Consider the following 25,677-nt stretch of genomic DNA (forward strand, 5'->3'; position numbering starts at 1 on the left):
TCCGGCATATCCGGTATCCACAAAGGAGAGCTCCCGACATGGCTTCGACATCAGCACGATTCCCCGCGGTCCGGGGCAGACCCGGCGCCGTCCTCCTCGCCCTGCTCATGGTCCTCGGCCTCGGCAGTGCGCATCCGGGACCGGCCGCGGCCGATCCCGCCGATCCGGCCGGGACGTTCCAGAACCCCGTGATGGACAACGTGGCGGACGCCTTCTCCGACCCGTCGATCATCCGCGGCAAGGACGGCTACTGGTACGCCTTCGCGACCCAGACCAGCATGCGCCGGGACAACCAGGGAGGTCCGTGGGAGTCGCAGCACTTCATGCCGATCACCCGCTCGGCCGACCTCGTCAACTGGACCTATGTCGGCGATGTCTTCGGGCCCGACAATCATCCGGAGTGGCGCGACTTCGCGAGCACCTACTACTGGGCGCCCGACATCCGCTACATCAACGGCAAGTACTACCTCTACTACTCGGTCGCCGGCGGCGACGAGAACACCATCGCGCTGGCCACGTCGGACCATCCGGCGGGTCCGTGGAAGGACATCGGCCGCCCCGTGCTGCCGTACGGGACGACGGTCAATCAGATCGATCCGTCGGTGTTCGTCGACTCCGACGGCCGGAAGTACCTCTACTACGGCTCGTTCCGCGACGGCGGAATCCAGGCGGTGCGCCTGAACGAGGAGGGCACCGCGCCGGTCGGCGATCCGGTGCAGGTGGTCGGCGCCCGGCGCGGCGAGGCCGCGTACGCGGTGAAGCGCGACGGCTGGTACTACCTCTTCTACTCCGGCCTGGGCTGCTGCGCCCGGGACGAGGGCGCCTATCCGGTGTTCGCCGGGCGGGCCAGGAGCCCGATGGGCCCGTTCAAGGACGCCGAGGGCGTCGGCCTGGCCGATCTGCACCCGGGCGGCACGATCGTCAACGCCCCGAACGGCAACAAGTGGGTCGCGACCGGCCATTCGGCGAACGTGGTCGACAAGTCGGGCCAGGACTGGATCCTCACCAATGGATTCGACCGCCACGAGAGCGATCCCAGCTGGGGCGGACGGCCGAGCATGATGGACCGGCTCGACTGGATCGACGGCTGGCCGACGGTGCGCGCGGGCGCCTGGACCAGCGAGGACCGGCAGACCGCACCGACGGGCACCTGGGACGCGGGCAGCACCTTCGACGAAGGTCTCGGCCGCTTCGACACCGCCGGGCGCGGGGCCTGGACCACGGGTTCGGACCCCGACTCGGGACGCTACGCCCGCGGCCGGTCCCGGGCCGCGGTCCCGCAGCTGCTGTTGCCGCGGCGGGCCCCGGACGGCGATGTGAGGATCGAGGCCGACGTCCGGCTGCGCGACGACGACGGCAGGGTCGGCCTGGTACTGGCGTCCTCGGGTCCGTCCGACCACGCCGTGGCCTGGCTGGATTCCAACGGCACACTCGCCGTCGAGGTCACCCGGGACCGGAAGGTGGTGCGGAAGCGGACCGCCCGTCTACACACCGACGCCGATCCGCGGACCTGGCATTCGCTCACGGCCGAGATCCGCGACGGCGCGGCGCGCGTACAGGTCAGCTCGGCCATGCTCGACATGCCGCTGGCCGAGCTGAAGGTGGACGTGCCCGAGGACTGGCGCCGTGGCGGTGTCGCCTCGACCCACGGCGCCGGCGAGGTGGACAACGTGGGCGTGACCCGGCTCTACACGCCGGTGACCGTCAAACAGCCGGACCCCCGCATCGGAGCCCGGCTGCCGGAGTACGACGAGGACTTCGACGACGACCGGCTGGACGGCTGGACGTGGTTCGGCCCCGCCGACGGGAAGGTCGCCGAGGGCCAGTATGTGTGGCCCACGCAGGATGCCGACTTCTCCGGCAAGGGCACCATGGCATCGGCGCTGCTTCGTGACGCTCCGGCCGGCACTTACACGGTCGAGACCAAGCTGCGCTTCCCGATCACCGACGCCCCCGACGGGCGCAGCCAGGCCGGGCTGATCGCCTTCCAGAGCCCGGCGGATTCGATCCATCTGGCCCCGACCCGGACCGGCCCGTCACGGCAGGCTTTCCTGTGGATCGGCCGGGACCGTGACAGCTGGCCGGAGATGCAGCTGGGCCCGTCGGCCGACACCATGTGGCTGCGGCTGCGCCACACCGTCGATCCGAAGACCGGCGAGCACACATTCCAGCCGGCCACGAGCCGGGATGGAAAGCACTACATCTGGGGTGGGGTCTGGCATCTGCCCGCCGGCTCCGACCCGCGCATCGGCCTCGTCTCCCTGGCCGGTGAGGGCGTGACCGCACGCTTCGACTACGTGCGCTTCTACTCCTGACACCGCTCCGCTCCACTCGCCGGGACGGGCCCCTGTCAGGAGCGCCGGAGCGGATGTGAGGAGCCCTGAAGGGTTTCCGACAGGGTGTGCAGGCGCACCGCCACCGAGATGCGGAAGAACGACTCCGAGTCCCGCCAGGTGCTGCCGAGCAGTTGGGTGATCCTGTCGAGCCGCTGGAGCACGGTGTTGCTGTGCACGCCCATCAGCCGCGCGGTGCGGGCGGGGCTGGCATTGCAGTCCACGAAGCGGTGGAGGGTGGCGAGCAGCTCGGTCCCCCGTTCGGCGTCCCAGCGCCGGACGGGGCCGATGGTGCGGTCGATGAACTGCCGCACGCTGGTGGGGTCGTGGGCGAACAGCGTGGTGTACGGCAGGTAGGCGTCGGCCGCCACCGCGGCCGCCTCGATGCCGAGGGCGGTCAGCACCCGGCCGCAATCCCGGGCCGTGGTGAAACGGGTGCTCAGTTCGTCCAGGCTCTCCGCGGGGGGCGCGGCCACGGTCAGCACCTCACCGGCCCCCATCGCGGCACACAGGCGGTCACGGACGGTGGTCGCCGCACGTTGCGGATCGCTCTCCGGTACGACGAGCGTGACGACACCGTCCACCTCGCCCGCCAGACCGGACGGCGCGGCCACTGTCTGGGTGGCCCGCAGCGCGGCACGGCGCTGTTCGGGCGCCACCACGGCGATGACGACGGTGCGCAGGTCGTCCGGGCGCAATCTGCGAGCGCGCAGCCGGGCAGGGAGGCTCGCGCGACGCCGGGCGTCGAGACTGACGAGGTCGCCGAGAAGCTCACCGCGCACATGGTCCTCGGCGTGGAGGACCGCGTCCTGTTTGAGGGTGAGGAGCGCGGTGATCTGTGCGGCGCGCTCGATGGTCCGCTGCTCCACCGCGCCGAGTTCGACCGCGCCGTCACCGATGAGCAGGCCGCCGAGCATCATCTCCCCGGCGAGCACCGCGACGGCCGTGTGGAACTCCCCGGTCGGCGGGCTCAGCGGAGTGCAGCGTCCGGAGCGCAGGCTGTCGGTGATCGCCAACCGGACGGCGGGCGGGTCGATCACCGAGGGGGTGCTCCGGTCGTCGGACGCGGCGAGCACGGCGTAGGTCTCGTCGAGGATGACCACGGGCCGCTCCAGTGCCGCTCCCAGAGTGCGCGCGACATCCGCGGCGCCGCCTCCGCGCAGCACCGCGGCGGTCAGCTCCTCGTGCACCCGGCCGGCGCGTTCCATCGCCTCGACATGGTCGGCCAGCGCGTCATAGGCACGCTGTGTCTCGGCCGCCGCGTCCCGGGCCTGGGTGAGCAGACGGGCCGATTGCAGTACGACGGCGACGTTGTCGGCGAAGGCCGACAACAGCGAGACCTCCTCCGGGGAGAAGGCGTGCTCGGTGCGATTGGCGGCGAACAGCACTCCCAGGACCCGGCCGCCGGCGATCAGCGGAACGCCCACGATGGACTCGAGGCCCTCGGCACGGACGGCGTTGTCGATGCTGTCGTCATGGGGCACATCGCGCAGCTGTTCGTAGCGTGAGGTCCACTGCGGAGCGCGGGTCTCGACGATCTTGCTGGCCAGACCGATATGCGGCGGCACCCGCAGCCTCTGGAAGGACGGGGCGACCGCCCCGGCTGTGGAGCGGACCCTCAGCTCACGGGTGGTCTCATCGAACTCGGACAGATAGGTGATATCGGTGCCGGCCAGGTCGTGGGCCCGCTGCACCAGCCGGGTGATCAGCAGATCCACGTCGTGCAGTTCGGCGAGCTCCCGTGCGCTGGAGAACAGCGCGGCCAGTTCCTGTCCGCGCCGGTGCGACCGGGCCATCGCGCCCTGGAGCTCGCGAACCCGGCGGCCCACCTGGGTGGCCGTGGCGGTGTCGAGATGCTCGGTGAGCAGCAGGTCGGTCACCGCCTCGGGCTCGTCCCGGGTGCCCTTCGCGGCGAGATCGAGAAGGGCCAGGACAGCGGCCACCGGGACGTCGGTCTGTGGTGCCGCCCGTTCGGTGTCCCGGGGTGCTCCCATGTCCACCACCCTGTCCAGCCCAGTCCACCCTGTCCGGCCCTGTGTGAATCACCCATTAAAAACTTCGCACCGTGTAGTCATGGTACATGGTCGCTCTGACCGGGCGTATCTACAGTCTGAGGTGTGACAGCGGCGTCATCCAATGAACATCTGCTGTTCACAGGGCCGTACCGCAGGGCCCGGCTCCCCCCTCGACCGCAGTGCGACTCTCCGGCGTGACGACGGACTCCTCACCGCAGGACATGACCATGATCGATGAACAGTTGCTCCAGCCCACCCACCGCCGCCGGAACGACGCGGCCGCGCCCCGGCAGCGGTCCGCCATGTGCTCCATGGGCGTGGAGCCCCGGGCGGTTCCCGCCCTGCGGGCCTTCACCCGCGATGTGGCGACACGGTGGGGGGCACCCGAGGAGACCATCGACGCACTGCGCGTGATCGCCACGGAGTTGGTCACCAACAGCGTGCTGCACAGCGGAAGCGCCGAGGTGAGCCTGTTGCTGACGGTCGACGGCTCGATGGCCTCCGTCGAAGTCAGGGACGCCGGCACATGGCGGGAACGGTGTCCCGGCACCGGGCCCCCCGACCAGATGGTGGACGGGCGGGGTCTTGGCCTGGTCCACGCCTACGCCACGACATGCCGGATTCAGCGGAACCCGCAGGGCACCGCCGTCCGCGCCGAGCTGCTGATTCCGCTTCCCACCCGACATCCGTGGGACCTGCCCGGTCGCCGGGCGCCGATCGGGTGGTGAAACGGCCGGTCACGGCGCCCGGCGGCGCCCTGACCGTCAAGCCCCCGGCAGCCATGCCGCCGCCCGCCCGCGCCGCCGGGCCCCTCTCCCCTTGAGCTCGTCACCGAAAGCAGGAGGATCCATGGCAGTCAACAGCAGGCTTTCCGGCGTGAAGGACCTGTCGATCAGTGAGCGCCGCGCCCGGATCGCGCGCGGTGCCGCGGTCGAGCCGGAGAGTCTGGAGGTGCTCGACCCCGAGCGCGGCCTCACCCTCGAGCAGGCCGACCACATGGTCGAGAACGCCATAGGTGTCCTCGGTGTCCCGCTGGGCGTGGCCACCAATTTCACCGTCAACGGCCGCGACTATCTGATCCCCATGGCCACCGAGGAGCCATCGGTGATCGCCGCGGCCAGCAACGCCGCCCGTATCGCCCGCGTCACCGGCGGATTCACCACCTCGACCACGGAACCGCTCATGCGGGCGCAGATCCAGGTCCTCGATGTCGCCGATCCGCACACCGCCCGGCTACGGCTGCTCGAGGCGCGCGAGGAGCTCATCGCGCTGGCCGACGCACAGGACCCACAGCTCCTCCGGTTCGGCGGCGGCGTCCGGGACGTGGATGTGCATCTGGTCGACGCCCCCCGAGGCACCTATGTGGTGCTGCACCTGATCGTGGACGTACGCGACGCGATGGGCGCCAACGCCGTCAACACCATGGCCGAGGCGATCGCCGGGCGGGTCGGGGAGATCGCCCGGGGACGCACGCTGCTGCGGATCCTCAGCAACAAGGCGGACCTGCGGCTGTGCCGGGCGCGTGCCGTGTTCGACGCCGAGGCGCTCGGAGGGCCTGAGGTGGTCGACGACATCGTGCACGCCGCCGCCCTGGCCGAGGCGGACCCGTACCGCGCCGCCACCCACAACAAGGGGATCATGAACGGCGTCATCGCGGTCGTGCTGGCCACCGGCAATGACACCCGCGCCGTCGAAGCCGGCGCCCACTCGCATGCGATCGGCCGGTACCGTGGGTACACATCCCTGTCGCACTTCGAGAAGGACTCCGACGGCAACCTGGTCGGCGCGCTGGAGCTGCCGATGGCGGTCGGCCTGGTCGGCGGGGCCACCAAGGTGCACCCGGTCGCACAGGCCGCCGTGGCCCTGCTCGGCGTCACCACGGCCCACGAGCTCGGCGAAGTCATCACCGCCGTCGGCCTGGCGCAGAATCTCGCCGCGGTCCGGGCCCTGGCGACCGAGGGCATCCAGCGCGGCCATATGTCGCTGCACGCCCGCAACGTCGCCGTCACCGTCGGCGCCACCCCCGAGGAACTGCCGCTCGTGGTCGCCCGGCTGGTCACCGACCGGGCCGTGCGCGCCGACCATGCCGAGAAGGTCCTCGCCGAGCTGCGCGGCGAGGGCTGATGCCTCGCCTCACCGCCTGCACGCATCCGAGCCAAGGGAGACGCTGAGACATGGCACTACAGGTTGGTATCGACGTCGGTGGCACATTCACCGACGCGGTCGCGGTCCTCGACGGCCGCGCGGTCCGCGGGAAGGCGTTCTCCACGAAGGACGTCACCACCGGCATCCTGGGGGCGCTGGCCGTGCTCCAGGAGCGCGCGGGCATGTCCGAGGAGGAGTTCTACCCGGCCGTCGACCGGTTCGTGCTCGGCAACACGATCGTCACCAACGCGGTCGACGAGCAGAAGTACGCCACGGTGGCGCTCCTCACGACGCAGGGGTTCCGCGACACGATGCGGATCGCCCGGTCGGCGCGGACCGATGAGCGCGACCCGCACAAGATGCTGCCACCGCCCGGCATCGTCGAACGCGGCCGTGTCATCGAGGTCGCCGAACGCGTCGACGCGCACGGCGAGGTCCTGGTGCCGCTGCGGCAGGAGGCCATCGCCGCCGCGGTGGACACCGCGCTCGCCACGGGCGCGGAGGCCATCGCCGTATGTCTGCTGTGGTCCTTCCGCAACCCCGCCCATGAGCAGGCCATCGGCCGGTATCTGCGGGAGCACCACCCGGACGTCCCGTTCACCCTCTCCAGCAGCCTGACACCGGTCTACCGTGAGTACGAGCGCATGGTCACCACGGCGCTCGACGCCGCGGTCAAACCGCTCGTCGCCTCGCACTTCGACCACCTCGCCGAGGAGCTGCGCGCCCGCGGCCTGCGTGCTCGTGTGCAGATCATGCAGGTCCACGGCGGGTTCCTGTCGGTCGAGGAGACCAGCAAGGCGCCGATCTCCATGTTCAACTCCGGTCCGGTCGGCGGCGTCACCGGCGCCCGTCTGCTCGGGCAGCAGCTGGGCAGGCGCCGGGTACTGACCGCCGACATGGGCGGCACCAGCCTGGACGCCGCCGCGATCATGGACGATGAGTTCCGGCTGCTCCCGCGGGCCGAGATCGGCGGTCTGCCGACGAGTCTGACCGTCGTCGACATCGAGACGATCGGCGCCGGCGGCGGCAGCGCCGCCTGGGTGGACGGCCGTGGGCTGCTCCGGGTCGGCCCGCACAGCACGGGCTCCACCCCCGGTCCCGCCTGCTACGGCAAGGGCGGAACCCGCCCCGCGGTCACCGACGCCGCGCTCGTGCTCGGCCTGATCAACCCCGGCTACTACCTCGGCGGGACTGTCGAGCTGTACGAGGACCTGGCGCGCGAGGCGCTGCGGGCCCATGTCGCGGAGCCCCTCGGACTGACCGAGGACGCCGCGGCCGAGGGGGTGTACCGGCTGGCCACCTCCCAGATGGCGAACGCGCTGCGCAAGATCACCGTCAACCGCGGCCATGACCCGCGGGAGTTCACCCTCGTCGGTTTCGGCGGCGCCTGCGGCCTGTTCGCCGCGAGCATCGCCGCCGAGATCGGGGTGAGCGAACTCGTCATCCCCCGCAACGCCGCGGTGTTCTCGGCCTACGGGCTCATGCACGCCGATTCCGTCTACTCCGCCGTGCGGACCAGCCCCTGGACGATGCGGCAGCCGGCCGCCGACCTGGACCGCGAGTTCCAGGCCCTGGAGCGGCGCGCGCGGGCGTGGTTCGACGCCGAGGGCATCCCCGAGGACCGGCGGGAGCTGTACCGCGAGGCCGACATGAAGTTCGTCGGCCAGATCTTCGAGGTCACCACGCGGCTGAAGGGCGGGACCTTCACCGAGGCGGACAAGGACGAACTGCGCGCGCGGTTCATCGCCGACTACGAGACCGAGTTCGGGGCCGGGACGGCCTGGACCGAGACCGACATCCTGCTGGTCAACTCCCGGGTGCGCGCGGTCGGCCGCAGCGATGTGCAGCAGGTCCGGCAGATCGTGGAAGCCGACGGGGAGAGCCACACGCTGCTGCGCCGCACCATCCTCGAACCGGCGACCGGGGCCCGGACCGAGGTGGAGGTGCACCGGGGCTTCGCCGCGCTGGCGCGGGCGAAGGGCCCGTGCCTGCTGGAGGAGCCCGACACCACCGTCTATGTGCCCACCGGAGCCACGGTGGAGCTGACCGAAGCCGGCCACTTCCTCATCCGGCTCCAGCCGTCCGTCTGAACGCCACGGCCCGATCCAGGAGACCCACATGACCGAATCCGCCACCGGCCGGCTTCCCGCCGGGTTCGACCCCGTCACGCTCGAGGTCATCCGCATGCGTCTGGACTCCATCGTCGAGGAGATGGGCATCGCGATGATCCGCTCGTCCGGCTCGCCGGTGATCACCGAGGCCGGCGACTTCAACACCGCGCTGTTCGACCCGACCGGCCGCATCTACGCCTACTCCGACTACGTCCAGTTCCACATCGGCTCCGGCAGCGTCGCCGTGCAGAATCTGGTCCGGGAGATCGCCGGTGAGCCGCTCGCCCCCGGCGACGCCTTCATCTGCAACGATCCGCACACCGCCGGTGCGAGCCACCCGCCGGACACCAATGTGATCTCGCCGATCTTCCACGGTGACGAGCTGATCGGGTGGGCGCAGTCCCAGGCCCATCTCGTCGACGTCGGCGGTATGACACCGGGCGGCTTCGCCCCCGGGGCCCATGACTGCTACAGCGAGGCGCTCCGGCTCCCGCCGGGGGTGAAGATCTTCGAAAAGGGCGAGCCCGTCGAATGGGTGCGGCGCATCCTGCTCAACAACGTCCGGGTGCCCGCGCTGTTCTGGAACGATGTGCGCTCCCTGGTGGCCAGCAACAACACCGGGATCCAGCGGCTTCTCGCCACGATCGGGGAGTTCGGGCTCGACGACTTCCGCGAGTACACCCGGCTCAGCTTCGAGCTGGCCGAGCAGGTGGTCCGCGACCGCGTCGCGAAGATCCCCGACGGAACGTACACGGCCGAGGAGTGGACCGAGCACAACGGCCATGCCGATGAGCTGTACCGCGTCGCCTGCGCCATGACCAAACGGGGCGAGCAGATCACGTTCGACTTCACCGGATCCAGCGAGCAGACCGACGGCTTCGTCAACTGTAGCTATGGAGCCCTCGTCGGCAGCGTCGCCACGGCCGTCGTGCCCATCCTCGCCTGGGACGTGCCGTTCAACGAGGGCGTCATGACCGCCTTCGAGGTCATCGCCGAGCCGGGCTCCATCGTCAACCCCACTCCCCCGGCGCCGATCAGCAACGGACACCTGACGACCGGCGCCCGCGTCAGCCGGCTGGTCACCAAGCTGATGAACGACGCCTGCCGGGGCAGCGCGGACGAGACCGTCCGCGGCCGCACCCAGGGTGTGTGGGCCGACTCCTGGACCGGCGGCATCTCGGCCGGGACCTCGGACGACGGCGAGTACTTCGTGCTGTTCAACATGGACGGCGGCGGCATGGGGGCCGGAGCCCAGCCGGACACCGACGGTCTGGACTGCGCCGGGATGATGACGCAGGTCAACAACATGCTCCCGGACGTCGAGATGAACGAGATGCTCTATCCCGTCCTCTACCTGTGGAAGCGGCTCAACATCGCCAGCGCCGGGCACGGGGCCCACCGCGGCGGTCTGGGGCTGGAGTTCGCCTGGACCCTGCACGGTGCGCCCTCCGCCATGCAGACCGTGTTCGCCCCCAGCGCCCAGGTGGTCGCCGACGGATACGGCGGCGGGCTTCCCGGCGGGGGCAGCGGACACGAGATCCTGCGCCGGTCCAATATCGCGGGGCTGCTCGCCGCGGGCACCGTGCCCACCGACGACAGCCTCGCCTGCGACACACGGGACCCGCTGGCCATCAACCAGTCCTCGGTTCAGGTCTCGGCCGGCGATGTCTTCGTGCAGTGGATCGCCGGTGGCGGCGGGTACGGAGACCCCCTCCTGCGTGACCCGCGGCGCGTCGCCGAGGACGTCCGGGACGCGTACATCACCGACCACACGGCGTCCGCCGTCTACGGGGTGGTGCTCGCCGACGGTGCCGTGGACGCCGCCGCGACGGCCCGCGCACGCGAGGCGATGCGCGCCGCCCGGATCGGCGGGGAGCCGACCGCGCCGGTCGCCGCCGACGCCGCCGCCGGGGCGTCCGCGCCCCGCCGTGCCGCGGACGGCTGGTACTGCCCGGCCAGCGGTGCCCTGATCAGCACCGAGGACGACTGGCGGCAGGACGCCATCGTCACCACGCGGGTGGCCGCCGATCGGCTGGGCGAGTACGGCGTCCGGGTACGCCCCCGGGGCCACGGACAGCGGGTGCTCCTCGAGGAGTTCTACAGCCCGCGCTGCGGCACCCTGCTCGACGCGCGCATCCGGGTCGAAGCCGCCACGGCCGGCTGATTCCACAGCGGTATTCGAAAAAGGAGGTGTGGTCGCGTGACGGAGTTCAACGCCGGGTTCGACCTCGGTGCCGTCCTGCCGGGCGGTCCCGCACGCGGGGCGCTGCGCGGGGTCGTGGTCCTCGACATCACACGGGTGGTCGCCGGGCCGTTCTGCTCGATGATGCTCGCGGACCTCGGAGCGACGGTCATCAAGATCGAGAATCCGAAGGACCCGGACTATGCGCGCGAGTTTCCCCCGCTGCTGACGTCGCCCGGGGGCGAGGCGTTCAGCGCGTTCTTCGCCCAGTACAACCGGAACAAGCTCGGCATGACCCTGGACCTGTCCAGGCCCGAGGGCAAGGAGCTGCTGCGCACGCTCGCCGGTCGCGCGGACGTCCTGGTCGAGAACTTCCGTGGCGGGACCATGGACAAGCTGGGCGTCGGCTACGACGAGCTGCGGAAGGTCAATCCGCGGCTGGTCTACACCGCGATCTCCGGCTACGGCCAGACCGGCCCGTACCGGCGCAAGCCCGCGTACGACAACAGCGCGCAGGCCACGGGCGGTCTGTGGTCGATGAACGGCTTCCCGGACCGCCCGCCGGTCCGGGTCGGCACCATCATCGGCGACCTGTCGGCCACGCTCTACGCCGTGATCGGCACACTCGCCGCGCTGCGGCATGCCGAGCACACCGGCGAGGGGCAGCTGGTGGACATCTCCCAGCAGGACTCGGTGCTCAGCCTGACCGAGAACGCGGTCGTCTCGCACACCGTCGAGGGCAAGGTACCGACTCCCCTCGGCAATGAGCATCCGTTCGTCAAACCCTATGAGCTCTACCCGTGCAAGGACGGCTTCGTCTTCTTCGGCGGCTACACCGACAAGTTCTGGCGGTTGACATGCGAGATGTTCGGCGAACCCGAGCTGGCGGCCGACCCGGAGATCGACACGATGGCCAAGCGGTTCACCCCGGAGGTCTACGAGCGCCGGGTGCGGCCGCTGCTGCACAGGTGGTTCGCCGATCGCGCCAAGCTGGAACTGGAGGAACTCGCCGGTGACCTCGTGCCGCTGAGCGCCATCAAGGACATCGGGGAGGTCATCGCGGATCCCCAGATCCAGGCCCGGGACATGGTCGTCGACGTCGAGTACCCGGAATTCGGTCCACTGCGCATGGTCGGCTCACCGGTCAAACTCGATGTCACCCCGGCCCGGCCCCGGGGGCTCGCTCCCCAGGTCGGCGAGCACACCGACCAGTTGCTGCGCGCCTTCGCGGACCTCTCCGAGGAACGCATCCGCGCCCTGCGCGAGGCGGGGGTGGTCTGAGATGAGCGGTATCACCCTCGACCGTGACGGACCGGTCGCGCTCATCCGGTTCGACCGGCCGGAGAAGCTGAACTCACTGACCCTGGCGATGTACGAGGAGCTGGGAGCGGCCTTCGACGAGGTCCGCGACGATGAGTCGATCGGCGTCGCGGTCCTCACGGGCGCGGGGCACCGTGCCTTCTGCGTCGGCGCCGATCTCACCGAATCGATCCCCGCGCTCGCCGAGGGGCGGTTCGACATCTCCTGGTGGGACGGTGCCCACCAGAAACACACCACCTTGTTCAAGCCGGTCATCGCCGCGGTCAACGGGCTCTGTCTCGGTGGCGGGTTCGAGATCATGCTCTCCACGGACCTGCGGATCGCCGCCGACACAGCCGAGTTCGGGCTCCCCGAAAGCGGTGTCGGAGTCGTCCCGGCCGGCGGCACCCTGACCCGGCTGACCCGACAGATCCCCTACGTCTGGGCCATGGAGCTGATGCTGCTCGGCGACCGGATCACCGCGGCCACCGCACTGCGGTACGGCCTGCTCAACGCCGTGGTGCCGGCCGACCGGTTGCTCGAGGCGGCGATGGACCGGGCGCACCGGCTCACCGCCCGCAGCGGCACCGCCCTGGAGACGATCAAGGAGTCGGTGCTGCGCCTCGGGGACCTCCCGCAGGACCAGGCGTTCCACAGTGAGGCGCTGTACGGGCAGCGGGCGTTCACCTCCCCGGACGCGCATGAGGGACTGGCCGCGTTCGCCGAACGCCGTCCGCCCGACTTCCCCTCCCGCCGGAACGTCGGCAAGCCTCCCGTATGACGGATCCACGCAGGAACGTCGCAGGCCGACCGTCGCCCGCCGATTCCGCCGGTCCGCCGGTCCGCCGGTCCGCCGGTCCGCCGTCGCCCGACGCCCGTCGCCGCCCGCGACGTTCCGCGTGGCCGCCCCCCCTCGCCCTTCCCACCGCCTGACGGGGACGCCATGACATCCGAGACCACCTCGTCCACCGACGCACTGCCCCGCATCGCTCCCCAGCGGGGCATGCCCGAACAGGTCCGCATCTACGAGGTCGGCCCCCGCGACGGCCTCCAGGCCGAAGCCGTACGCGTCCCCACCGCCGTCAAGGCCGAGTTCGTCCGGCGGCTCGTCGAGGCGGGCCTGACCACCATCGAGGTCACCAGCTTCGTCTCCCCCCGGTGGATACCCCAACTCGACGACGCGCACGAGGTGCTCACCGCCGTGGGCCCCCTCGATGGCATCCGCCTCCCGGTGCTCGTGCCCAACGAACGGGGTCTGGAGCGGGCCCTGGCCGCCGGTGCCCGGGAGATCGCCGTCTTCGCCAGCGCGACGGAGTCCTTCGCGAAGAACAACCTGGCCCGGGACATGGCGGGGGTGCTGGCGATGTTCGAACCCGTCGTACGCCGGGCCCGCGCCGCGGGCCTTCCGGTGCGCGGCTATGTGTCGATGTGCTTCGGCGACCCCTGGGAGGGCGATGTGGAGCCCCGCAAGGTCGCCTCGGTCGCCCGCGGGCTCCTCGACATGGGCTGCACGTCCCTGTCGCTGGGAGACACCATCGGTACCGGCACCCCCGGCCATGTCCTGGAACTCCTCGACACCGTACGGGGAGCGGGCATCCCCCTGGAGCGGACCGCCCTCCACTTCCACGACACCTACGGCCAGGCCCTCGCCAATGTGCATGCCGCGCTGACGGCGGGCGTCACCGAGTTCGACAGCTCGGCCGGTGGCATCGGAGGCTGCCCCTACGCCCGCAGCGCCACCGGCAACCTCGCCACGGAGGACCTGGTGTGGATGTTGCGCGGACTCGGCATCCACACCGGGGTCGATCTGAGCGCGCTGGCGGCCACCAGCCGGTGGATGGCCCATCACCTCGGGCGCCCAAGCCCCTCCCGCGTCGTCACCGCCCTCGCCTGACATCCACCCGGCGCTCACGCCGACTTCCGGCCGGGCGGCCCGATGGGTTTCGCTTTGCCTCTGAGGCAACACAGCGTACACACACTGTCGCAGGTGGTGAGGAGTCTGTAACTCCGCTTTATTCCGGATGACTCGGTTCGGCAATGGCCCCTGGCTGAAGTGGTCCCCACAAGCAGCGGTGAGGTGTCAGCACCTCGGCGCCTCGCCTGGAGGACTTCATGCCTGAGAGCTATTTCCACGTTCGTGGGGCCCACGTCCGTGGAGCCCACTTCCCGGTCGCGGTGGTCGGCGGCGGACAGGCGGGCCTGTCGATGAGCTACTGCCTGCGCCGGCGCGGTGTCGAGCACATCGTGATCGAGGCGAACCGGGTGGGACACGAGTGGCGCGAGCGCCGCTGGGACAGCTTCTGCCTGGTCACCCCCAACTGGCAGTGCAAACTGCCCGGTTTCCCCTACCGGGGGGACGACCCCGACGGCTTCATGGTCCGCGACGAGATCGTGCGGTACCTGGAGGACTACGTGGCCTTCTTCCGGCCACCGCTGGTGGAGGGGGTGACCGTCACCCGGCTGCGCCGGGCGGCGAGCGGGGTGTTCGAGCTGACCACGTCCGACGGCGACTGCACCGCGGACCAGGTGGTGGTCGCCACCGGCCCGTACCACGCGCCAGCCGTGCCCCGGATGGCCGAGCGACTGCCCGACGCCATCCACCAGATCCACTCCTCGCACTACCGCGATCCGGCCCAGCTCCCCGAAGGCGGCGTTCTGGTGGTCGGCACCGGCCAGTCCGGTTGCCAGATCGCCGAGGATCTGCACCTCGCCGGCCGGCAGGTCCATCTCGCGGTGGGCAGCGCACCGCGCGTGGCCCGGTTCTACCGGGGCCGCGACTGTGTGGCCTGGCTGGACGACATGGGCCACTACACCAGGACCATCGACGAATTCGACGAAGCCGACGCGGTCCGTATGCGCGTCAACCACTACGTCACCGGCCGCGACGGGGGCCGCGACATCGATCTGCGGGCCTTCGCCCGCGACGGCATGCGGCTGTACGGACGGCTCACCACGATCCGCGGCACCACCCTGGAGTTCGCCGACGATCTGAAGGCGAACCTGGACCACGCGGACGCGGTGGCCGAGGGCATCAAGGACGCCATCGACGCGTACATCGAGGCGAGGGGCGTCCCGGCTCCCGTCGAGCCCCGGTACGTACCGGTGTGGGAACCCTCCGGGCAGCCGGGCCGCCTGGACCTGGCGGCGGCCGGTATCACCTCCGTCGTCTGGTCGACCGGCTTCCGTCGCGATCACCGGTGGATCGAGGCACCCGTCTTCGACGGGCGCGGCTATCCGATGCACTGGCGCGGCGCCACCAGCGCTCCCGGCCTGCACTTCCTGGGCCTGCCCTGGCAGCACTCATGGGGTTCGGGGCGCTTCGAGGCGGTGGGCCGGGACGCCGAGTTCCTGGCCGGCCATATCGACGCCGCCCGCCGCACGGCCGACGTCTGCTCCACCCTCACCGGCGCGCCGCTCGAACTCGCCTCCGCACTCCCCGTCGGCTGAAAGCACCGCCATGGTCTTCGACGCACACCGCCACATCGGCGTCCTGCCCGCCCACCCCTTCTACGGCGGCCCGCCCGTCAACCCCGACACCACCGCCCGCGCCACGGTCGGTCAGCTGATCGCCGACCTGGACGCGGAAGGTACCGAGCGCGCCCTGGTCATCCCCAACTACGGGGTGCCGGACCCCGCCGTCGCGTTCTCCTTCAACGAACTGGCCGTCGAGGCAGCGCAGAGCGACGACCGGATCAGAGCCGGACTGTGGGTCTCGCCCCGCCCCGAGGACGAGGCCAGGACCACCCGGGCGCTGAAACTGGCGAGGGAGAGGGGCGTGAAGGCCCTGAAGCTGAGCTTCCTGCTGGGCGGCCGCCCCACCGACCCGGCCTGCCGGCCGCTGCTGGACCACATCTTCGCCGAAGCCGCCCGGCACTCACTGGTGGTCCATGTGCACACCTCCCCGGGCGCCGCCTCCGACATCGACGAGGTCGGCCATCTCGTCGACCGGTACGCCGACCACGTGCCCGTCCACCTCGTCCACTTCGGTGGCGGAATGAGCGGCCACATCAAGCTCGCCGGCTCCCGGTTCTTCGACTGGATCACCGTCGGCAAGCGCGTCTACACCGACCTCTCCTGGGCCATCGGCTTCACGCCCCGCTGGCTCGCCCAGGAGATCGAGCGCCGCGGCATCGGCCACGACCGGGTGCTCTTCGCCAGCGACCAGCCGTGGGGCGACTTCGCGGGCGAGTACGCCCGTATGGCCGCGGCGACCGGCGGCGGCGCCCTCGGCGAACTCGTCTTCCGCGACACGTTCGCCGCGCTCTACGACTGACCGACCCGACCCATCTGATGCGTCACACCAAGGAGACACGCGTGTCCGAGACCCCGGCGACCGCCGAACTCACCGACGTCGAGCAGAAGTCACTCCACGAGATCCCGCACCCCTCGCTGCCCGAGGGCTCCAGCATCTACGGTTCCACCAAGGTCTTCCCCGACTACCGGGCCGAGAACGGCGAGAGCTACTTCACCCTCGTCCATGGCATCGCGCATGAGTCGTCGGTGTCCTTCGTCGCCGTCCTCCAGGCCACCCGCGCCCTGCGCAAGGGCTTCGAGACCGCCATCTACTTCTACGGTCCCGGCTCCCTCAACTGCCTGGCCACGCGCGGCTTCCCGACCACCGGCAACTCCGCCTTCCCCGGTGAGCACAACATCAACAACCAGCTCAAGACGTTCATCGCCGAGGGCGGCAAGGCGTACTGCTGCCGCTTCGGCCTGTCGCTGCACGGCGCCCGCGAGGAGGACCTGATCGAGGGGGTCATCCCCACCCATCCGCTCGACGTCCAGGACGCACTGATCCACTACGCGCGCAAGGGCGCCATCATCAACTCCACCTACCAGCTGTAAGGGGGCACGACGTGAGCGTTGGCACCGGAACGACAGGTACGGCGGTGGACGTGCGGATCATGACCCGCGCCGAACTCGCCCTGCGAGGAGTCGCGTTGGACGCCCCCGTGCGGCGGCCGGACGGCGCGGGCCCGAGCGACGACGGACACGTCCTCGTCGACGGTGCCAACGCCGCGCTCCCCACCAACCCGGACAGCCCCTACCGGGTCCGCGACGGCAGGGTGTGGCTCGGCGACGAGGACACCGGCCTGACCCTGACCGCCGTACGACGGCCGCGGTTCTACGACCTGAGCACCGCCGACGGCATCCCCTACGAGCACATCGCCCGTCTGCACGGCGCCGATGTCCTCGCCACCACCGTGGTGCAGACCTGCGTCCGCTACGCCGAGGCCGACCGCTGCCGCTTCTGCACCATCGAGGAGTCCCTCCGCTCCGGCGCCACGGTGGCCGCCAAGACCCCGGCCCAGCTCGCCGAGGTCGCGGAGGCCGCCGTGCGGCTGGACGGCATCAGGCAGATGGTCATGACCACCGGCACCACCACCGGCCAGGACCGCGGCGCCCGCACCCTCGTACGCTCGGTGCGGGCGGTGCTGGACGCCGTTCCCGGCCTGCCCGTCCAGGTGCAGTGCGAGCCGCCCGGTGACCTCGCCTGGATCCGTGCCCTGCGCGACGCGGGAGCCACCGCGGTCGGCATCCACATCGAGTCGCTCGACGACGAGGTGCGCCGGCGCTGGATGCCCGGCAAGTCCACCGTCCCGACGGCCGACTACGAGCGGGCGTGGGACGAGGCGGTACGCGTCTTCGGCCCGAACCGCGTCTCCACCTATCTGCTGGTCGGGCTGGGTGAGGACCCCGACGAACTCATCGAGGGCGCCGGGAGGCTGATCGAGAGGGGCGTATACCCCTTCGTCGTCCCCTTCCGGCCCATGCGCGGCACCCTCGCGGCCCGCGACGGCGTCCCCGCGCCGAGCGCGGAGCAACTGGCCTACGTCACCGAGGGCGTCGCGGCCAAGCTGCGCGCGGCCGGGATGAAGGGCGCCGACCAGAGGGCCGGCTGCGCGGCCTGCGGGGCGTGCGGCGTGCTCGAGTCGGCGGGCGGCTGAGATGTACCTCGACGGATCCGCCACCGCACCCGTCTCCGGCCGGGCCCCCGACATCCTGGCCCTGCTCGGCGACCGCAGCACCCTCGCCCGGCAGCCCGCGTTCCGTATCGCGGAGGCCGATGGGCCGGCCGATCTGAGCGCCTACCGGCGCCTGCGCCGGGACGCCTTCGTGTACGAGCAGGGACTGTTCCGCGGACACGACCTCGACGAGCGTGACACCGACCCGCGCACGCTCGTGCTCATCGCCCGCGGCCGGGACGGCACGGTCGTCGGCGGAGTGCGGCTCGGCCCGGCCACCGACGGCCCCGACATCGGCTGGTGGCAGGGCGGTCGCCTGGTCGTCGCCCCGGCCGTCCGCGGCTCGGCCGGCGTCGGCGCGGCGCTGGTCCGGGCGGCCTGCGCCCGCGCCGAGGCGGAAGGCGCGCTCCGGTTCGATGCCACCGTCCAGACGCGCAACGAGGTGCTGTTCCGGCGGCTCGGCTGGCGGCGCGTGCGCGACGTCACGGCCGCGGGCTCGCCGCATGTGCTGATGCGGTGGCCGATCGGACGGATCGCGGCGCAGGCGTCCGCCGCCAAGGCGGCCCTCGGCCCGCTGCTCGACCCGCTCGCCACCGCCTCACCCGGTTTCATCGGCGACGACGGCGCGCCCGTCCCGGGCACCGACGTGGTCGCCGCATGCGACGCGATCGTGCCGTCCATGGTCGAACGCGCCCCGGACTGGGCGGGCTGGTGCGCCGTCCTGGTCAACGTCAACGACCTGGCCGCCATGGGGGCCGCACCCGTCGGGCTGCTCGACGCGCTCGGCGCCCCGGACGCCGCGCACGCGGCCCGCGTCCTGACCGGGCTGAGCCGGGCCGCGCAGGCGTACGGCGTCCCCGTCCTGGGCGGGCACACCCAGCTCGGCGTTCCGGCGGCCCTGTCCGTCACCGCACTGGGCCGAACCCGGCATCCGGTGCCGGGCGGTGGCGGGCGCCCCGGTCACGCCGTACGGCTGACCGCGGACCTCGGCGGCACCTGGCGCCCGGGGTACCGGGGCCGCCAGTGGGACTCCACCAGTCACCGCCGTGCGGACGAACTGCGCACGATGACCGGCGCGGTGGCGGCCGCCCGGCCCGCCGCGGCCAAGGACGTGTCGATGGCCGGCGTCGTGGGCACCCTCGGCATGCTCGCGGAGGCGAGCGGCTGCCGGGCCGTGCTGGACGTGGCAGCAGTCCCCCGGCCGCGGGAGGCGGCCATGGGCGACTGGCTCACCTGCTTTCCCGGCTTCGCGATGCTCACCGCCGACGCGCCCGGCGCGCCACCGCTCGCGGCCGGGCCCGCCGAGGGGGCCGTGTGCGGGGAGCTGAGCACAGGAGAAGGCGTCGGGCTGCGCTGGCCCGACGGAGACATCACCGAAGCGGTCACATCCACGGTGACCGGGATGGGACCCGCATGACCGCCTTGCGCATGGCCGCCGTCGCCGCCGAGTTCGGCCGCGACCTGGAGGGCGCCTTCGCCACCGTGGAACGGCTGATCGAGGAGGCGCGCGCCGACGGCGTACGGCTGCTCGCCCTGCCGGAAGCCTGCCTGGGCGGCTATCTGCTCAGCCTCGACGGCGCCGAACCCGACGAGGGCCCGCCCGCCCTCGCCCCGGACGGCCCCGAGATCCGCCGGCTGGCCGCCCTGGCGGGGGAGATGACGGTCGTGGCGGGCTACTGCGAGGCGGGCACGGACGGACGGCGCTACAACAGCGCGGTCTGCGTCACCGGCGGCGACGTCCTGGGCAACCACCGCAAAGTCCACCAGCCGCTCGGCGAGGACGCCAGCTACGCCTCCGGGGACCGCTTCCACGCCTTCGACACCCCCGTCGGCCGGATCGGCATGATGATCTGTTACGACAAGGCGTTCCCCGAGTCCGCCCGCGCGCTGGCGCTGGACGGCGCCGAGATCGGGGTGTGCGTGTCCGCCTGGCCAGGCGCCCGCACCCAGGCCGCCGCCGATCTGGCGAAAGACCGCTGGAAGCGCCGCTTCGACCTGTTCGACCGGGCCCGCGCCCTGGAGAACCAGATCGTATGGCTCTCCGCCAACCAGACGGGCACCTTCGGGTCGCTGCGCTTCGTCGGCAGCGCCAAGGTGGTCGACCCCGGCGGCGAGATCCTCGCGGACACGGGAGTCCCGGCCGGGATGGCCGTCGCCGAACTCGATGTCGCACAGGCCCTGCGGACCGCCCGCAGGTCCATGGGGCATCTGCGCGACCGGCGCCAGGACGCCTACACACCCGCGGCGGCGGCGACCGTATGAGCACCGTCAGGATCGCGGCCGCGGCCGCCCACTTCGGCCGCGACCTGGAGTTCGACCTGGCCCGTATCGCCAAGGTCATCGACGACGCGCGCGGATCCGGTGCGGGACTGCTCGTGCTGCCCGACGCGGCGCTCGGCGGCTACCTCGCCGATCTGCGCCACCCCGACCCCGATGTGCTGCCCCCGGCGCTCGAGCCCGACGACCCGCTCATCCTCGAAGTGGCCCGGCTGGCCGCCGAGATGGTGGTGTGTGTCGGCTACCGCGAGGACGGCGGCACCGAGCGCTACAACGCGGCCGTCTGTGTCAGCGGCGACGGTGTCCTCGGCCGCCACCGCAAGGTCCACCTGCCGGCCGGCGAGGCCGCCGCCTACGCCCCCGGCGACCGTTTCGACGCCTTCGACACCCCGGTCGGCCGGATCGGCATGCTCATCGACTACGACAAGACGTTCCCGGAGTCGGCCCGCTCCCTGGCCCTGGACGGCGCCGAGATCCTCGCCTGCCTGTCCGCGTGGCCCACCAGCATCACCAACCGTGCCCCGCGCATGGCCCAGGACCGCCAGGCCAGGCTCTTCGACCTGTACGACCAGGCCCGCGCCGCGGAGAACCAGGTGGTCCTCGCCTCCTCCAACCAGACCGGTGCCCTGGGCGGCATGCGCTTCCTCGGCCAGGCCAAGGTGGTCGGCCCCGGCGGCGACATCCTCGCCCGCACCTGGGCCAAGGCCGGACTCGCGGTCGCCGAGGTCGACGTCTCCGCCGAAGTCGACCGGGCCCGCCGCACCCTGCACCACCTCGGCGAACTGCGCCCCTCCGCCTACCGGGAGACCTCGTCGTGAAGATCGCCCTGCTGAGTTACTCCACCAAGCCGCGCGGCGGGGTGGTCCACACCCTCGCCCTCGCCGAGGCCCTCGCGGCCGCGGACCAGGACGTCACGGTGTGGACGCTGGGCCGGGGCGGCGACGCGGGCTTCTTCCGGCCCGTGGACCCGGCGGTACGGCTGCGGATCGTGCCGTTCCCGGACGGCCCGCGGAACGAGACCGTCGGCGAGCGCGTCCTGCGCTCCATCGCCACCCTCCACGACGCCTTCGACCCGGCGCCGTACGACATCGTCCACGCCCAGGACTGCATCAGCGCCAACGCCGTCGGGCGCTGCGTGCGCACCGTCCACCACATCGACCACTTCACCACGCCCGAACTGGCCGCCTGCCACGAGCGGGCCATCGTGGAACCGTACGCGCACATCTGTGTCTCGCGGTCGGTGGCCGGGGAACTGGCGCGGGGATGGGGACTGTCCCCGGCCGTGATCCCCAACGGGGTGGCGAACGAACGTTTCGCCACCACCGACCCGGACGCCCGCGCCGCCTGGCGCTCCCGGCTCGGCCGCTATGTCCTCACCGTTGGCGGCATCGAACCCCGCAAGGGATCGCTGGACCTGCTGGAGGCGTACGCCGCGCTGCGCGCCGCCCGTCCCGATGTGCGACTGGTGGTCGCGGGCGGCGAGACACTGTTCGACTACCGCGACTACCGGGCCCGTTGGGAGACCCGGGCCGCCGAGCTCGGCGTCGAGCCGGTCGTGCTGGGCCAGGTGGCGGAGGAGGAACTGCCTTCGCTGGTGGCCGCCGCCGGCGCGTTCGCCTTCCCCTCCGTCAAGGAGGGCTTCGGGCTCGCCGCCATGGAGGCGCTCGCCGCGGGCGTCCCGCTGGTCGTGCGCGATCTGCCCGTCCTGCGCGAGGTGTACGGCGACACCGCCCGTTTCGCGCACACCCCAGGCGGTCTGGCCAGCGAACTCGGCGCGGCGCTCACGGCCGACGATCCGGCCCGCAGGGCAAGGGGCCGCGAGCTCGCCGCCCGTCACACCTGGCAGGCGGCCGCCGAGCGGCACCTGGCCTTCTATCGCACGCTCGGCTGAGCGGGACGGGGACATCGGCGGCAGTCCGAAACCACGGGTCCGGGCGCGGTGCGCGAGTCCGCTGCCGTCTCGTGGCCCGGCCAGGGGCCCCTCCGGAGGAGGAGGTCATCCGCGCAGGTGTGCCAGCAAGTTCCGCTCAGCGTGCTCGAGGTGCTCCAGGCCCACTTGGCCGGCTCCGGGAACGTCGCCGTCGCGGATGGCCGTGATGATCGTCTGGTGCTCTTCGGCGATCTCCGCGGGGGCGAGGAGGTGCGCGTTCTGCACTTGGGCGAGGCAGAGCCGTATTTCATTGATGATCACGCTGTGTGCGCGGGAGAGGCGGTCGCTCTCCAGACTGTCGATCAGCGCACGGTGAAACGCGACATCCGCTTGGACCAGGGCCGCCACGTCCGAGTTCGTCGAGCACTCCCGGAACGCCTCATGGGCCGTCAGGGCTTCGGGGGTCAGCAGCCGCCTGCCCGCCAGCAGTTCGTAGGCCCGCACTTCTATCACGCCACGGGCGAAGTACAGGTCCCGCACGCGCGCCTCATCGAGCATCGGGACGCGGGCGCTGCGGTGCGCGGTGCGTTCCAGCAGGCCCTCGCCGACCAGCCGTTCGATGGCGGCCTTCGCGGTCTGCCGCGCGACCTTGTACTCCGTGGCGACCGATGCCTCCGTCACCGCCGTGCCGGCGGTGATCTCGTCCGCGAGGATCCGTTCCCGCAGCGACATCACGAGGGCGTCGCCGACGGACTGGGTTACGAGCTGGATCGACATGTGGGTCCTTCGCGTCGTGGGTGAAGTCTGGGGGTGCACAGAGTATCCGCTGGGTGCTAGACAATCCGACAAACGGGTGAGATAACTTGACGAACAATTTTCGGGAGGAGCGTCTCTATGCAGGTAGACGCCGTCCGGCGCGTCGTCCTCGCCCCGGATAAGTTCAAAGGAACCGTGTCGGCGCAGCGTCTCGTCGATGTCATGGCGGCAGCGATCGCGGAGCAGACCCCCGCCGCGGCCGTATCGCGGCTGCCCGTCGCCGACGGCGGCGACGGCAGCGTGGCCGCCGCGGTGTCGGCGGGCTGGAGCACCGTCACCGTGCCCGCGTCCGACGCCTGGGGCGCGCCCGTGGAGGCGCCCGTCGCCAGGCTCGGCGGCCGGGCGATCGTCGAGGTGGCGTCCGTCTGCGGCCTCGGGGCGCGGCGCCCCAGCCCGTCCGAGGCGGCCACGGCCACCACGTACGGCGTCGGCCGGATCGTCGCCGCCCTCCTGGACGACGGGGTCGAGGAAATCACCCTCGCGCTCGGTGGCAGCGCCGCCACCGACGGTGGCACCGGTCTGCTGTGCGCGCTCGGCGCCGAGCTGCGTGACGCACAGGACGACCGGCTGGCCCCGGGCGGTGCCGCGCTGATCGGGCTTGCGACCGTCCGTACCGCTGGTCTCCATCCCGGCCTGCGGAACGCCCGGCTGGTGCTGGCGTGTGATGTCGACACACCCATGGTGGGGTCCGACGGCTCGGCCGAGATGTTCGCGCGCCAGAAGGGCGCGGATGACGACATGATCCGGCGGCTCTCCGCCGGACTGGCGCATGCGGCGGGCATTCTGGAGAACGCCCTCACCAGCCGGGGGGCGGCCCGGCGGCCGGGCTCCGGGGCCGCGGGCGGCCTCGCATGGGCCGGTCTCCTGCTCGGCGGACAGCTGCGTTCCGGCTCGGAGGTGTTCCTCGATCTGCTGGGGGCGGCGGAGGAGATCCGCGGGGCGGACCTCGTCATCACCGGCGAGGGCCGCCTCGATGTGCAGAGCCTGCGGGGCAAGGCTCCCGTGAGCATCGCCCGGCTCGCCCGGACGTTCGGGGTGAAGACCGTCGCGATCGTGGGAAGCGACCGCCTGCCCGCCACGGCGGAGGACCGGGCGCTGTTCGCGGACACCGTCGCGCTCGACCGTATCGATCCCGCCTGCGCCAACGACCCCGAGCTGACCTGCCGCCTCGTGGGGCAGGCCACTCGCGCCCTCATCCAAACCCACCTGGGCGCAAGGACCGCCCACCGGAACGGAGCCCGCACGTGACGACTCGCCCCTGGAGCTGCGACACCATCGTCGCGCTCCCCGACTCCACCCGCGGCCGAGCGGTTCTCTTCGGCAAGAACAGCGACCGCCCCGCCGGTGAGGCCCAGCCGCTGCGCCGGCGCCCGGCCCGGCCCGCGGGCGGTCCCCTGCGCCTCGCCTACCTCACCATCGAGGACGCGCCCGCCTACGCACACATCGGCTCCAGCCCGTTCTGGTGCTGGGGATACGAGATGGGCGTGAACGAGCACCGCGTCGCCATCGGCAACGAGGCCGTCTTCAGCCGTGTCTGGGCGGACGCCGTGGCGAGGGAGAAGGCAGGCGACTCGCAGCAGCCGGGCATCCTCGGTATGGAACTCGTCCGCCTCGGGCTGGAACGCGGCAGCACCGCGCGTGAGGCGCTGGACGTCATCACGGATCTGCTGGAGCGCCACGGCCAGTGGGGTTCGGCCATGGTCGGCACGCCTCACGCAGAAGGCTCCTACGACAACGCCTTCGTCATCGCCGATCCGCGGGAAGCCTGGGTGCTGGAGACGATCGGACGCGACTGGGCGGCCCGCCGCATCACCAGCGGTGTCGCGTCGCTCAGTAACGAGCTGTCCATCCGCGCGGACGCCGACCTCACCAGTTCCGGCCTGCGTGAGGCGGCGACACGGACGGGCTGGCCCTCCGAGCGGCCGCTGGACGTGGCGGACGCCTTCACCGACCCGGGCACGCCGCTCCAGGTGTCACACATCCGACGTCGCCGCTCCCATCAGCTCCTCACCGACGAGGCGGCCGCGGGCATCGGCCTGCACACCATGAAGCGCGTCCTGCGCGACCATCTGGAGGACACCTTCCTCGGCGGCCCGTCCTTCGACGCCGCGCGCCCGGACTTCCACACGCTCTGCATGCATGAGCACCCGTCCGGCTTCACGTGGGGCAACACCGCGGCCTCACTGATCGTCGAACTGCACGACGGCCCCGGTCCGCTCATCCTCTGGTGGTGCCCCGTCACCCCCTGCACGGGTGTCTACCTTCCCGTTCCGCTGGACATCGAGAGCCTGCCCGACGGGCTCACCCGGCCCGCCCCCGACTTCTCCTGGGATCCCCGCGACCACCGCCGGCCCGCGCACGACCCGCTCGCGGTCTGGTGGCAGTGGCAACACCTGCTCGACGCCGCGAAGGATCCCCGGGCACGGAACTTCACCGCCCGTGCCGCACGTCTGCGCACCTCCTTCGACGACCTCGAAGCGCGGTGGGAACGGACGCTCCCCTCCCCCGCCGACGGCCCGGGCGCCCGGACCGCGTTCGTCCGTACGTGTCTGGACGAGGCCCGCGCCACAGCCACCGGGCTCGCCCATGAGTTCGGCGCCGATCCCGCCGTCGCCCTCGACAGCCGCTGGGCCGCACCGACCGTCTGACCAGGTTCCGTGGAA

Annotated in this window: 20 protein-coding genes; 18 read left to right on the forward strand and 2 right to left on the reverse strand. The window is 71.7% G+C overall.

Annotation, left to right across the window (positions count from 1 at the left end; all coding sequences use genetic code 11):
- The first annotated feature begins 38 nt into the window (after positions 1-38).
- Positions 39-2,315, forward strand: coding sequence for a glycoside hydrolase family 43 protein (locus AB0E24_RS05790; protein WP_359375039.1), 2,277 nt, complete (start codon positions 39-41; stop codon positions 2,313-2,315).
- Positions 2,316-2,350: 35 nt separating this feature from the next.
- Here the strand turns inward: AB0E24_RS05790 and AB0E24_RS05795 are convergent, their stop codons facing one another.
- Positions 2,351-4,327 (reverse strand): helix-turn-helix domain-containing protein, encoded by a 1,977-nt coding sequence (locus AB0E24_RS05795; protein WP_093701811.1) that lies wholly within the window; start codon positions 4,325-4,327, stop codon positions 2,351-2,353.
- Positions 4,328-4,575: 248 nt separating this feature from the next.
- Between AB0E24_RS05795 and AB0E24_RS05800 the strand changes: the two genes are divergently transcribed.
- From AB0E24_RS05800 to AB0E24_RS05870, 15 genes are all read left to right on the forward strand, one after another.
- Positions 4,576-5,076 (forward strand): ATP-binding protein, encoded by a 501-nt coding sequence (locus tag AB0E24_RS05800; protein WP_359375040.1) that lies wholly within the window; start codon positions 4,576-4,578, stop codon positions 5,074-5,076.
- A gap of 121 nt (positions 5,077-5,197) precedes the next feature.
- Positions 5,198-6,472, forward strand: coding sequence for a hydroxymethylglutaryl-CoA reductase, degradative (locus AB0E24_RS05805; protein WP_079255923.1), 1,275 nt, complete (start codon positions 5,198-5,200; stop codon positions 6,470-6,472).
- A gap of 50 nt (positions 6,473-6,522) precedes the next feature.
- Complete coding sequence (locus tag AB0E24_RS05810) at positions 6,523-8,583, forward strand: hydantoinase/oxoprolinase family protein (protein WP_079255924.1); 2,061 nt, start codon at positions 6,523-6,525, stop codon at positions 8,581-8,583.
- 28 nt (positions 8,584-8,611) lie between these two features.
- Positions 8,612-10,768 carry a hydantoinase B/oxoprolinase family protein gene (locus AB0E24_RS05815; RefSeq protein WP_347233473.1) on the forward strand — a complete coding sequence of 719 codons (2,157 nt, stop codon included), beginning with the start codon at positions 8,612-8,614 and terminating at the stop codon, positions 10,766-10,768.
- Between the two features lie 36 nt (positions 10,769-10,804).
- Positions 10,805-12,067: a CaiB/BaiF CoA transferase family protein gene (locus AB0E24_RS05820; RefSeq protein ID WP_359375041.1), complete on the forward strand. Its 1,263-nt coding sequence runs from the start codon at positions 10,805-10,807 to the stop codon at positions 12,065-12,067.
- Position 12,068: 1 nt separating this feature from the next.
- Positions 12,069-12,866, forward strand: coding sequence for an enoyl-CoA hydratase/isomerase family protein (locus AB0E24_RS05825; RefSeq protein WP_147966366.1), 798 nt, complete (start codon positions 12,069-12,071; stop codon positions 12,864-12,866).
- A 162-nt stretch (positions 12,867-13,028) separates the two neighbouring features.
- A complete protein-coding gene (locus AB0E24_RS05830) occupies positions 13,029-13,979 on the forward strand; it encodes a hydroxymethylglutaryl-CoA lyase (protein ID WP_359375042.1) in 951 nt (316 codons plus the stop codon).
- Positions 13,980-14,197: 218 nt separating this feature from the next.
- The gene (locus AB0E24_RS05835; protein WP_359375043.1) at positions 14,198-15,532 is read left to right on the forward strand and encodes an MSMEG_0569 family flavin-dependent oxidoreductase; all 1,335 of its coding nucleotides are present in this window, start codon (positions 14,198-14,200) and stop codon (positions 15,530-15,532) included.
- 10 nt (positions 15,533-15,542) lie between these two features.
- On the forward strand, positions 15,543-16,358 hold the full coding sequence (locus AB0E24_RS05840) for an amidohydrolase family protein (RefSeq protein WP_359375044.1): 816 nt from the start codon (positions 15,543-15,545) through the stop codon (positions 16,356-16,358).
- 41 nt (positions 16,359-16,399) lie between these two features.
- Positions 16,400-16,930 (forward strand): MSMEG_0572/Sll0783 family nitrogen starvation response protein, encoded by a 531-nt coding sequence (locus AB0E24_RS05845; RefSeq protein WP_167499651.1) that lies wholly within the window; start codon positions 16,400-16,402, stop codon positions 16,928-16,930.
- An 11-nt stretch (positions 16,931-16,941) separates the two neighbouring features.
- Positions 16,942-18,033 carry an MSMEG_0568 family radical SAM protein gene (locus tag AB0E24_RS05850; RefSeq protein WP_359375045.1) on the forward strand — a complete coding sequence of 364 codons (1,092 nt, stop codon included), beginning with the start codon at positions 16,942-16,944 and terminating at the stop codon, positions 18,031-18,033.
- 1 nt (position 18,034) lies between these two features.
- Positions 18,035-19,468, forward strand: coding sequence for an MSMEG_0567/sll0787 family protein (locus AB0E24_RS05855; RefSeq protein WP_359375046.1), 1,434 nt, complete (start codon positions 18,035-18,037; stop codon positions 19,466-19,468).
- On the forward strand, positions 19,465-20,313 hold the full coding sequence (locus tag AB0E24_RS05860; RefSeq protein ID WP_069862866.1) for a carbon-nitrogen hydrolase family protein: 849 nt from the start codon (positions 19,465-19,467) through the stop codon (positions 20,311-20,313). Before AB0E24_RS05855 ends, AB0E24_RS05860 begins: the two co-directional genes overlap by 4 nt.
- The gene (locus AB0E24_RS05865) at positions 20,310-21,146 is read left to right on the forward strand and encodes a carbon-nitrogen hydrolase family protein (protein WP_069862864.1); all 837 of its coding nucleotides are present in this window, start codon (positions 20,310-20,312) and stop codon (positions 21,144-21,146) included. Before AB0E24_RS05860 ends, AB0E24_RS05865 begins: the two co-directional genes overlap by 4 nt.
- Positions 21,143-22,219 carry an MSMEG_0565 family glycosyltransferase gene (locus AB0E24_RS05870; RefSeq protein ID WP_359375047.1) on the forward strand — a complete coding sequence of 359 codons (1,077 nt, stop codon included), beginning with the start codon at positions 21,143-21,145 and terminating at the stop codon, positions 22,217-22,219. Before AB0E24_RS05865 ends, AB0E24_RS05870 begins: the two co-directional genes overlap by 4 nt.
- 105 nt (positions 22,220-22,324) lie before the next feature.
- Here AB0E24_RS05870 and AB0E24_RS05875 read toward each other — a convergent pair whose 3' ends face one another.
- Complete coding sequence (locus tag AB0E24_RS05875; RefSeq protein WP_359375048.1) at positions 22,325-22,975, reverse strand: GntR family transcriptional regulator; 651 nt, start codon at positions 22,973-22,975, stop codon at positions 22,325-22,327.
- 117 nt (positions 22,976-23,092) lie between these two features.
- Between AB0E24_RS05875 and AB0E24_RS05880 the strand changes: the two genes are divergently transcribed.
- Complete coding sequence (locus AB0E24_RS05880; RefSeq protein ID WP_359375049.1) at positions 23,093-24,262, forward strand: glycerate kinase; 1,170 nt, start codon at positions 23,093-23,095, stop codon at positions 24,260-24,262.
- A complete protein-coding gene (locus tag AB0E24_RS05885; RefSeq protein WP_359375050.1) occupies positions 24,259-25,662 on the forward strand; it encodes a C69 family dipeptidase in 1,404 nt (467 codons plus the stop codon). The genes AB0E24_RS05880 and AB0E24_RS05885 overlap by 4 nt, the downstream gene beginning before the upstream one ends.
- Positions 25,663-25,677: the final 15 nt, after the last annotated feature.

Origin of the sequence: Streptomyces malaysiensis subsp. malaysiensis, from assembly GCF_040653035.1 — a bacterium.
GTDB classification, from domain to species: Bacteria; Actinomycetota; Actinomycetes; order Streptomycetales; family Streptomycetaceae; genus Streptomyces; species Streptomyces malaysiensis.